At 76.5% G+C, this 10,329-nt stretch carries 8 protein-coding genes; 3 read left to right on the forward strand and 5 right to left on the reverse strand.

Annotated features, from left to right (window positions below; translation table 11 throughout):
* Positions 1-16 precede the first annotated feature (16 nt).
* Entirely contained in the window at positions 17-880 is an 864-nt protein-coding gene (locus ACFWR9_RS26735) for an endonuclease/exonuclease/phosphatase family protein (RefSeq protein WP_383846424.1), read from the reverse strand.
* Between the two features lie 85 nt (positions 881-965).
* The gene (locus tag ACFWR9_RS26740) at positions 966-1,406 is read right to left on the reverse strand and encodes an SRPBCC family protein (protein WP_383846425.1); all 441 of its coding nucleotides are present in this window, start codon (positions 1,404-1,406) and stop codon (positions 966-968) included.
* A 307-nt stretch (positions 1,407-1,713) separates the two neighbouring features.
* On the opposite strand from ACFWR9_RS26740, the gene ACFWR9_RS26745 reads away from it, so the two are divergent.
* Both ACFWR9_RS26745 and ACFWR9_RS26750 read left to right on the forward strand, forming a co-directional pair.
* Entirely contained in the window at positions 1,714-2,760 is a 1,047-nt protein-coding gene (locus ACFWR9_RS26745; protein ID WP_383846426.1) for a glycosyltransferase, read from the forward strand.
* 73 nt (positions 2,761-2,833) lie between these two features.
* On the forward strand, positions 2,834-4,087 hold the full coding sequence (locus ACFWR9_RS26750) for a glycosyltransferase (protein ID WP_383846427.1): 1,254 nt from the start codon (positions 2,834-2,836) through the stop codon (positions 4,085-4,087).
* Here ACFWR9_RS26750 and ACFWR9_RS26755 read toward each other — a convergent pair.
* A complete protein-coding gene (locus ACFWR9_RS26755; RefSeq protein WP_383846428.1) occupies positions 4,019-5,491 on the reverse strand; it encodes a hypothetical protein in 1,473 nt (490 codons plus the stop codon). The two genes, ACFWR9_RS26750 and ACFWR9_RS26755, sit on opposite strands and share 69 nt — an antisense overlap.
* On the reverse strand, positions 5,488-5,877 hold the full coding sequence (locus ACFWR9_RS26760; RefSeq protein WP_383846429.1) for a hypothetical protein: 390 nt from the start codon (positions 5,875-5,877) through the stop codon (positions 5,488-5,490). The genes ACFWR9_RS26755 and ACFWR9_RS26760 overlap by 4 nt, the downstream gene beginning before the upstream one ends.
* Positions 5,878-6,242: 365 nt before the next feature.
* On the opposite strand from ACFWR9_RS26760, the gene ACFWR9_RS26765 reads away from it, so the two are divergent.
* Complete coding sequence (locus tag ACFWR9_RS26765; RefSeq protein WP_383846430.1) at positions 6,243-10,037, forward strand: WD40 repeat domain-containing protein; 3,795 nt, start codon at positions 6,243-6,245, stop codon at positions 10,035-10,037.
* A 19-nt stretch (positions 10,038-10,056) separates the two neighbouring features.
* On the opposite strand, the gene ACFWR9_RS26770 is transcribed toward ACFWR9_RS26765, so the two are convergent.
* Positions 10,057-10,227, reverse strand: coding sequence for a hypothetical protein (locus ACFWR9_RS26770; RefSeq protein ID WP_383846431.1), 171 nt, complete (start codon positions 10,225-10,227; stop codon positions 10,057-10,059).
* Between the last annotated feature and the right edge of the window lie 102 nt (positions 10,228-10,329).

Here is a 10,329-nt window from a genome sequence, read left to right on the forward strand (position 1 = left end):
GCGGGTCTCCCGCCCCTCAGCGGCGTGTCAGCGACACGTCCGCCACCACCGGCCGGTGGTCCGAGGCCAGTGGCTCCTCCGGTACGGTGACGCCTCGCACCCGCACGCCCTCGCCCACGGCCACGTAGTCGATCCGCTTCACGGGAGCCGCGGCCGGGTACGTGCCACCGGTGCCCGTCCCGGCGTCGCGCAGCTCTCGCCACAGCGGACCCAGCTCGGGCGCCGCGGGCTCGGCGTTGAGGTCGCCGAGCAGCACCTGGCGTGCCCCGGGCCGGGCCGCCCGCTCCCGGGCCATGATCCGCCGCGTATCGGCGACCTGCGCCACCCGCACGGCCGGGTCGGCCCGGTAGTCGAAGTGGGTCACGAACACCTGCACCGGCACCCCGCGCACCTTGAGCGTCACCTCGCCGAACCCGGGCGCGGGAGCCGGCACCGGGTTCTCGTCCTGCGTGGACAGGCGCATGATCTCGTGGTTCGCCGCGGACCGGATCGGGAAGCGGGACAGCACCGCCACGCCGTACTCGCGCCGGGGGCCGCCGGCCGTCACGGGGTCGAAGCTGTAGATCGGCGCGAACGACACCCGCATCCCGAGCCGCCGCGCCAACTCCCCGGCCACGTCGAGCCCCTGACTGCGGTCCCCCCAGTGCACGTCGACCTCCTGGAGGCCGATCACGTCCGCGTCGAGGGCGCGCAGCGTGGCGGCCTGCCGGTCGAGGTCGAAGACGCCGTCCGAACCCGTGCCGGCGTGGATGTTGTAGGTGGCGATGCGCAGTGGGACGGTGTGGCCCCGGCCGGCGGAGGCGGGCGGTGCCGCCACGGCCAGCGTCAACAGGGCTCCGGCGACGGACAGTTGGACGAGGGTGCGCGCTCTGGCAGACATGACGGCACGGTACGCGGGAAACGGGTGCGGGGAGGCGCGCCGCGCGATCTGGTCGCCGGCCCGTACCTCGTCCGCCACCCCGGGTTCACGGGCGCCGCAGCAGGTGGTTGACCGCGCGGCCGAAGACGTAGCGCCCCGAGCCGCCGAGCGCGCTGTCGAAGACGGAGGGCAGGAGCCGGACGTCCAGTTCCTCGCGCCACAGGACGCGTGTCCGGCCGCCAGGACCCGGGCGCACCTCGATCTCGGCCCAGCCCCGCACCAGCCGGCCGCGCTTCTCCAGACGGCACCGGCCCGGCGTGTCGTCCTCGGGCGGCTGCCAGACGGTGACCTCCATCCGGTCGTCGAAGGCGAACGGACCGCCGCCGCTGCGGGCCACGATCACGGTGCCCCGGCGCGTGGGTCCCGGCGTTTCGACGGTGACCCGGGTCAGCGGTACGGCGTCGCCGTGACGGGGCCAGGTGGTGAGGCGGCGCCACGCCTCGTCGAGGGGGAGTGGGGCGGTGCGTTCCAGCGAGAAGGTGACCACGCGACGATCGTAGGGAACGCGGGCCCCGGGGTGTCGTCGGTCGGTCCGGGTGGCGCCGCGCCCACCAGCAGTCCATCCATAGACCTCACGCTCGGTGACATATGGATGTATGTCCAGAAACAGAGGGTGTCCGTGAGCGTTTGAGGCGACCGCGCCGCGGCACCCGCGAAGTCGAGACGGACCCCCGCGACACCTCGCCGCTCGGAGCACCCCTCATGCGCAACCTCGGTACCGACGCCACCCTCCACGACCCGCGCGACCCGCTGCGGCGCCCCGGCCCCCCGGCGCGCCGGGGGAGGGCATCCGCATGAGCGCCGGAAGCGGTACCGGAAGGGGCACCGGGGGCCCCGGGACCGGCTACGCCGTCGTCGTCCCCACCCTCGTCCGCGACACCCTGGCCGACTGCCTGGCCGCGCTGGCCGCCGCGACCGGTCCAGGCCCCGACGAGATCGTCCTGGTCGACGACCGGCCCGGGCCCGGCGCCGACCCCGCCGCGCTGGAGCACCCGCTGACCGTCCTCGGCGACCTGCGCGAGCGCACGGTGGTCCTGCGCAGCGGCGGACGCGGCCCCGCCGCCGCCCGCAACACCGGGCTCCGCGCGGTCACCTCACCCTGGACCGCGTTCCTCGACGACGACGTCCAGGTCGGCCCGCACTGGTGCGGCCAGCTGATCCAGGACCTCGCCGAGGCGGCCCCCGACACCGGTGCCGTGCAGGGCGTGATCGCCGTCCCGCTGCCCAGAGAGCGCCGCCCCACCGACTGGGAGCGCGACACCGCGGGGCTCGCCCGGGCCCGCTGGACCAACGCCGACATGGCCTACCGCACCGACGTGCTCCAGCAGGTCGGCGGCTTCGACGAACGCTTCACCCGCGCCTTCCGGGAGGACGCCGACCTCGCGCTGCGCGTCCTCGACGCCGGCTGGCGCATCCGGCGGGGCCGCCGCACCACCCGGCACCCCGTGCCGCCCGCCGCCCGCTGGGTGTCCCTGGGGCAGCAGCGGGCCAACGCCGACGACGCCCTGATGCGACGGCTGCACGGTCCCGACTGGTGGGCCAAGGCGGTGGCGCCCCGGGGCCGGATCCGACGCCACGCGACGATCACCGCGGCGGGTGCCGCGACCGTCGCCCTCACCGTCGCCGGGCGGCCCCGCGCCGCGGCGGTCACCGGCCTCGGCTGGGCCGCCGGCACCGCCGAGTTCGCCTGGGCCCGCATCGCGCCCGGCCCGCGCACCCGCCACGAGATCACGACCATCCTGGTCACCAGCGCGCTCATCCCACCCACCGCGACCTGGCACCGGCTCAGTGGCCTGTGGCGCCACCGCAACGCCCCCGCCTGGCGGGAGACGCCCGCATGAGCCCGGCGGAGGCCGACCGCCCCCAACCGCTCCACGGCCGACGCCGGGGCCGGGCCCCCAAGGAGGTGACACGATGAGGATCGCCATGGTGTCCGGACACGCGAGCCCCCTCAGCGAGCCCGGCAGTGACGCAGGTGGGCTGAACATCTACGTGGCCCGCCTCGCCGAGGAACTGGCGGCGCGCGGTCACGACGTCACGGTGCACACCCGCCGCGACGCCGGCGACCTGCCCGCCCGGGTCGCGCTGCCCGGCGGCGCGGTCGTCGAGCACGTACCGGCCGGCCCGCCGCAGGCGCTCCCCGTGGACGGGCTCCTGCCGCACATGGGCGGCTTCGGCGCACACCTGGCCCGTGCCTGGGCCCGGGAGCGGCCCGACGTGGTGCATGCCCACTTCTGGCTCTCCGGACTGGCCGCGCGGACCGGCGTACGGCCGCACGGCATCCCCCTCGTGCAGACCTTCCACACCCTCGGCACCGACACCGGCGGCCCGCACGAACGCGTCGGCGTCGAGCGGTGGCTCGGCCGTGTCTGCCGACGCGCCCTGGCCACCAGTACCGACGAGGCCGACGCGCTCGGCGCCATGGGCGTACCCGCACGCCGGGTGTCGGTGGTGCCCTGCGGTGTGGACGCCGAGCACTTCCACCCCGCCGCCGACACCGGCCGCACCCCCGAACGTCGCCAACTGCACCGGCTGCTCGCCTGCGGCCGACTGGTGCCCGGCAAGGGATACGACCAGGCCGTCCGCGCCCTCGCCGGGGTCCCCGACGCCGAACTCCTCGTCGCGGGCGGCCCGCCGGCCGGCGCCGTGGCGGCCGACCCGGAGGCACGGCGCCTGACCGCGCTGGCCCGCCGCACCGGTGTCGCCGACCGGGTCCGGCTGCTCGGCGCGGTCTCCCCGGACGACATGCCCGCCCTGCTCCGCAGCGCCGACCTGGTGCTGTGCACCTCCGTCCACGAACCGTTCGGCTTCGTGCCGCTGGAGGCGATGGCGTGCGCGGTGCCCGTCCTCGCCACCGACGTCGGCGCCCACCGCGACTGCGTGGCGGACGGCAGCACCGGCCGCCTGATCACCCCCGGGGACCCCGGGGCCCTCGCGGACGCCGTCCTCGCACTCCTCGCCGAGGAACGGCTGCGCCGCCAGTACGGCAGGAACGGCCGCGAACGGGTCCTGCGGCACCACACCTGGGCGCGGGTCGCCGACGCGGTGGAACGGGTCTACCGCCTGGCCCTGCCCGAACCGCCCCCGGCGACCGGCCCGTCAGCGCCCGACGACCGGCTCGAAGGCCTCGCGCACGTCGGCGTCGGAGGGCGTGACGGCCTGCCGTGACGGCAGATCGTCGAAGTACCGGAGAAGGCCCGGGCAGCTCTTGCCGCCCATCTGCACCTTGCGGTCGGTCACGAGCTTGCCGGTCCGCAGCGCGTACGCCTTCACCCGGACCGCCAGCTTGTTGAACCCGACACTGCCGATGCGGCCGTTGTGGTCCCGGTACTGGCACGTCTCGACGACGTCCCCCGCCTCCACCTCGTCCGCGCACACCACCAGCGCGGCATCGGCCGCGTCGCCCGCCTTCCACGCCTCGGGCAGCTTGTCCGTGTACTCGGTGTCGCCGACGAACAGGGCGCGGCTCTCTCCCTTGCGGTACGCGGGCGCCCCGGAGTACTTCGCCGGTTTCCGGCAGTACCCGGTGCTCATGCTGTCCGCCTCCGACACCAGCGACCTGACGTCGCTCAGTTGAATCGCCAGGCCCGCCTTCCTGATGCCGCCGCGTGCACCGTCCGCGCGGTCGTCGCCGGGATGCTCGTCGAGCAGACGCTGGTACATGTCCCGCGCGTTCACCCACTGCCCGTCGGCCAGGAGGGCGTCACCGCACTCCTTGAGCGCTCCCGGCGCTATTCGGGCCGCGGTGGCCGAGGAGGGGCCGTCGAGGGCCTTCGGATCGGACTCGCGGTCCCGTAGCCAGTCCACGATGTCCATGGTCCGGCAGCCGTCCTCGGTCGGCAGCCCCTTGAGGAAGTCCGTCAGCTTCGCCCCGACCGCCCGTTCGTTGCCGGGCTCGCCAAGGGCCGCGCCGAGCCGTCCGAAGCCGGTCTCCAGCGCGTCCAGGTCGCCGGTCAGCCCGGTGCTCAGGTATCCGGCGGCCGTGTCCAGGCGTTCGCACGCCTCGACCACGGCGTCACCTCGCGCGGCCACCGGCGCCGCGGCGAGCCGGTGGCGGAACCCCACCCCGTCCTGGGCCGCCACCGCCTCCCCGCAGTCCCCCCTGGCATGGGCCCCCGCCACGGCGTCCTCGATGTCGTGGGTGTCGAACCGCACCCACCCGGCGGCCACCAGCACCGGCACGGTGAGCCCGAGCGCGAGCACCCGCTGACCGTTGCGGGGACCCGCCTGGGGATGCCGCCGCGCCAGCCACGGGCCGTGCGCGACCATCGCCGCCCACCACAGCAGCAGGAGTACTTCGCACCACGTCTCGGCCGTGGAGTACGTCAGCCACAGCAGCGCGACCGTCACCACCGCGCCGGCCCAGAACAGCCCCCGGCGCCCCAGTATCAGATAACCCGCCCCGAGCAGCGAGGCGTTGCCGACCGCGACGGCGAGCGGATCGGGCTCACGCGGCGGCCGGGGGCCCACGGGAGGCCGCGGCTCCCAGCCCGGATCCCAGTACCCGGTCAGGTCCGACCCCGGCGGCTCGCCCTCGGGGTGCTCAGGGTCCTCGTACGGCGGCCGGGTCACGCGTCCAGCTCCTCGCCGGTGCGGAGGGCCTCCTCGCGGGCGCGGACGTAGTCCTCGGCGGCCGGCCGGTACAGCAGGACCACACCCGGGACCGCGAGGAGCGCGCCGAGCAGCAGCGTGGTGCCGCCGTACAGCGCGTCCTCGAACGCGAACGTCGCCCCGAGCGCGAGGACCACCGCCGTCAGGCAGGTCACCGTGGTCCGGGCGCCGCGCCGTCCCCGGCCGGCCCGGACCGCGAACCAGAAACAGACCGCCACCAGCAGCAGCACCAGAGCCCCCGCCTCCTGCGGACCGGCCGCCGTCGTCGCCGCGACGAACGTTCCGAGCATCACCAGCACCACCGCGAGCGTCACGCTCCGCGGCCGACGGGTCGCCTCGGCGGTCATCGGATCACTTCCCTCATCTGTCCGTACCTGAGCCCGGCGCACGCCCACGACCGTCGGCGTACGCGAGGGGCCTGCGGGGTGGCGCGGCCACGAGCGGCACGGCCTGTGCGCCACCCCGCAACTCCCCCGAGCACCGATTCCACCCCGCGATGGTGTTGTTCAGCAGCCCGGCCGCGGCCCTGAACAATGCGGAACCGGCGCGCGGCGGGCCGGGCGGCACCTGACCATGCGGAACCGGAGTGAAGACACCGTGAACTCCGCGTGTGCCACCGTCCGATGCCCACCCCCGTGCTTGCCGCCCCTCCCGCGCGTGCCTACCGTGGGCGCCCGGACGGGGACCGGGAGCTACGGCGGGGCGGGGATACGTGAGCGGACGCGGAGTGGGACGCCGGGAGCGACGGCTCGACCCGGGAGCCGGACCGGTGCAGCGGTTCGCCGCCGAACTCCGCGCCCTGCGCGAGTCGGTGGGGCGGCCGACGTACCGGACGATGGCGGACAAGGTGCCGTTCTCGGTGACCGCCCTGTCCCAGGCGGCGGCGGGACGCCAACTCCCCACGCTCGCCGTGACCCTCGCCTACGTCGACGTCTGCGGCGGCGACCCCGAGGAGTGGGAGCGGCGGTGGCGGGCCGCGAGCGCGGAGGCCGCCGCACTCGCCGCCGCCGAGGAGGAGTCCCGCCCGCCCTACCGGGGCCTGACGCGCTACGAACCGGACGACGCAGCCCTGTTCTTCGGCCGCGACCGGCTGGTGGACCGGCTGACCGGACTGACCCGCCGCCACCGCTTCACCGCCGTCTTCGGCCCCTCCGGCAGCGGCAAGTCCTCCCTGCTGCGCGCCGGCCTGATCCCGCGCCTGCGCACCCCGGAGACCGGCCCCAACGCACCCGCCGCCCCCGCGGCCGTCCGCGTCCTCACCCCCGGTGCCGACCCGCTGCGCACCCACGCGGACCGCCTGGACCCCGTTCCCGGCGCGGCCCCCGGGTCGGACACCTGGCTGATCGTCGACCAGTTCGAGGAGCTGTACACCCTCTGCGCCGACCCCGCCGAACGCAACGCCTTCGTCGACCGGCTGCTCGCCGCCACCGCCCCGGGCGGTTCCCTGCGCGTGGTGATCGCCGTACGCGCCGACTTCCTGGGACGCTGCGCCGAACACCCCGCCCTCACCGCAGCGTTGCAGGACGCGACCCTGCTCGCCGGCCCGATGAGCCGCGAGGAGCTGCGGGAGGCCGTGGTCCGGCCGGCCGCCGCCGAGGGGCTGGTCGTCGAACGCGCCCTGACGGCACGGCTGCTCGACGAGGTCGAGGACGCCCCGGGCGGACTGCCGCTGATGTCGCACGCGCTGCTGGAGACCTGGCGGCACCGCACCGGCCGGGCCCTCACCGAGACCGCCTACGACACGGCCGGCGGACTGCGCGGCGCCGTCGTGCGCACCGCCGAGGAGGTGTACGGCGAACTCTCCCCGCCCCAGGCCGAACTGGCCCGCCGGGTCCTGCTGCGGCTCGTCGCACCGGGCGACGGCACCCCCGACACCCGGCGGCCCGCCGAGCACACCGAACTCGACCTCGGCGACCCGGACGGCACCCGCGCCGTGCTGGACCGGCTGGTCCGCGCCCGGCTGCTCACCCTCGACGACGGCACCGTCGAACTCGCCCACGAAGCCCTCATCACCGCCTGGCCGAGGCTCCGCGGCTGGATCGACGCCGAACGCGACCGGCTGCGCGTCCACCGGGCCCTCTCCGAAGCCGCCCGCACCTGGCTCGGCCTCGGCCGGGAGAACGCCGCGCTCTACGCGGGCTCCCGCCTGGCCGCCGCCCACGACGCCTTCCCGCCCGACCACCGCGACGAACTCACGCCGACAGAGCGCGAGTTCCTGGCCGCCTCTACCGGCCGGCGGCGGCGCGCGGTGTGGCTGCGGCGGGGGCTGTCGGCCGCCCTCGCCCTGCTGGTGCTGGTCGCCTCCGGCACCGCCGTCGTCGCCCTCAGACTGCGGGACACCGCCCAGGCCGAGCGGGACGACGCCGTCTTCGGCCGGATCACCGCCGAGGCCGACCGGCTGCGCCCCACCAGCACCCCGCTGTCCGCCCGGCTCGACGTCGCCGCGCTCGGCATGCGCACCACCCCCGACCTCAGCACCGCGCTCACCACGGACGCCGGCCGGGTGCTGTCCACCCGGCTGCCCGGACACCGGGACATCGGCAGCGCCGTGGCCTTCGCCCCCGACGGGCGGACCCTCGCGAGCGGCGGCCACGACGGCACCGTACGGCTGTGGGACACCTCGGAGCCCGACGCGCGCGAACAACTCGGCGAGCCGCTGCGCATCGCCGGCGGTGACGTGGGCGCGGTGGCCTACTCACCCGACGGCACGCTGCTCGTCGCGGCCGGCCACGGCGGCGGCATCCGCCTGTGGGACGTACGCGACCGCGCGCGGCCCCGCCCGCTGGGCCGGCCCCTGGTGAGCCACGAGGGCAAGTCCGTCACCTCCGTGGCCTTCGCCCCCGACGGCCGCACCCTCGCCACCGCGGGCGACGACGGCACCGTCCGCCTGTGGGATCTCGGGGACCCGGCCCGGCCCGGCCCGCTCGGCGACCCGGCCCGCGCCGACACCCGCAGCGTCCGGGACGTCGCCTTCGCCCCGGACGGCCGCACCCTCGCCACCGCCGGGCACACCGGGACCGTACGGCTGTGGCGGGCCGACGGCGCCGACGGGCCGGCCCCGCTCGGCGAGCCGCGGCGCGCGCACGACGAGGCGGTCTGGTCGGTGGCGTTCTCCCCGGACGGCGACACCCTGGCCACCGCCGGCTACGACGACACGGTGCGCCTGTGGGACGTCTCGGGCACGGACACCCCGCGCCCGCTGGGCGAACCGCTCACCGCGCACTCCGCCGCCGTGTGGTCCGTGGCCTTCAGCCCGGACGGACACACCCTGGCGAGTGCCGCGCAGGACGACACCGTGATCCTGTGGAACGTGGCCAATCCCGCCTACCCGCAGCAGCTCGGCGAACCGCTGACCGGCCACACGGAGGGCCTGTGGGACCTGGCGTTCGCCCCGGACGGCCGCACCCTCGCCACCACCGGCGCCGACCGAAGCGTCCGCCTGTGGCACCTGCCGGAGAACGTCCTCACCGACTTCACCAACCCGCTCACCGCCGTGGCCTACGCTCCCGGCGGCCGGCTGTTCGCCGCCGCCAGCACCGACGACGCCCTGGTCCGGCTCTGGGACGTCGGCCGGCCGGGACACCCGCGCCGGCTGCCGCGAGCGCTCACCGGTCACGAGGCCGCCGTCCTCACCGTCGCCTTCTCCCCGGACGGCCGCACGGTCGCCTCCGGCGACGAGGACGGCACCGTACGGCTGTGGGACGTCTCCGACCCGGACCGTCCCGCCCCCGCGGCCACCCTCCCGGACGCGCACCCGGGCGGCGCGCTCACCGTCGCCTTCGCCCCGGACGGCCGTACCCTCGCCACCGGCGGCGCGGACGAGCGGGCCCGGCTGTGGGACGTACGCGACCCGGACGACGTACGTCCCCTCGGGGCGCCGCTGACCGCCCACACCGACTGGGTCGGCTCCGTCGCCTTCTCCCCGGACGGGCACACCCTCGCCACCGGCAGCCAGGACAAGACCGCCCGGCTGTGGGACGTGCGCGACCGCGACCGGGCCCGGCCGCTGGGCGAACCCCTGACCGCCCACGGGGACTGGGTCAACTCCGTGGCCTTCGCCCCGGAGGAGCACGTCCTCGCCACCGGCGGCCGGGACCGCACGGTACGGCTGTGGGACGTCACGGACCCCGGCCGGGTCCGGCCCCTGGGCGAGGAGCTGACCGGACACCGAGGCGGCGTCACCTCCGTGTCCTTCGCCCCCGACGGGCGCACCCTCGCCAGCGGCGGCGAGGACCACGCCGTACGCCTGTGGAACGTGGCCGACCCCGCCCACGCGGAGGCCTTCGGCGGCCCCCTCACCGGCCACCTGGAAACGGTCACCTCGGTCGCGTTCGCGCCCGGCGGCGACACCCTGGCCTCCGCGGGCAACGACCTGACGGCCAGGATCTGGACCCTGGACACCGACCGGGCCGTCCGGCACGTCTGCGCCCGCACCGGCGGCGACCTCACCCCCGCCCGCTGGCACGAACTCCTGCCGCAACTCGCCTACCGGCCCACCTGCCGGTAGGCCGGCGGCGGGGGCCGGTTCACAGCGCGTTGGTCACGGTCACCGTCACCTGCGCGCCGGGCGCCGTCTCCGCCAGGGCGGCGGTCACGGCGTCGCGCACCGCGCGGGCGACGGTCAGGGCGCGGTGGTCGCGGCGGACGACGATCTGGACGTCGACCTCCCACGGCCCCGCCCCGGAGGCCCGGGTCACCCGCACGCCCGCGGGCGGGGGGCCCGCCCCGCGCGGCGGGGCGGGGGGGGGGGGGGGCGCGGGCCTGGGCGGGGGGGGCGGGGGGCCGGAGGCGCGCGCCGG

It is taken from the genome of Streptomyces sp. NPDC058534 (assembly GCF_042717365.1).
GTDB lineage: Bacteria > Actinomycetota > Actinomycetes > Streptomycetales > Streptomycetaceae > Streptomyces.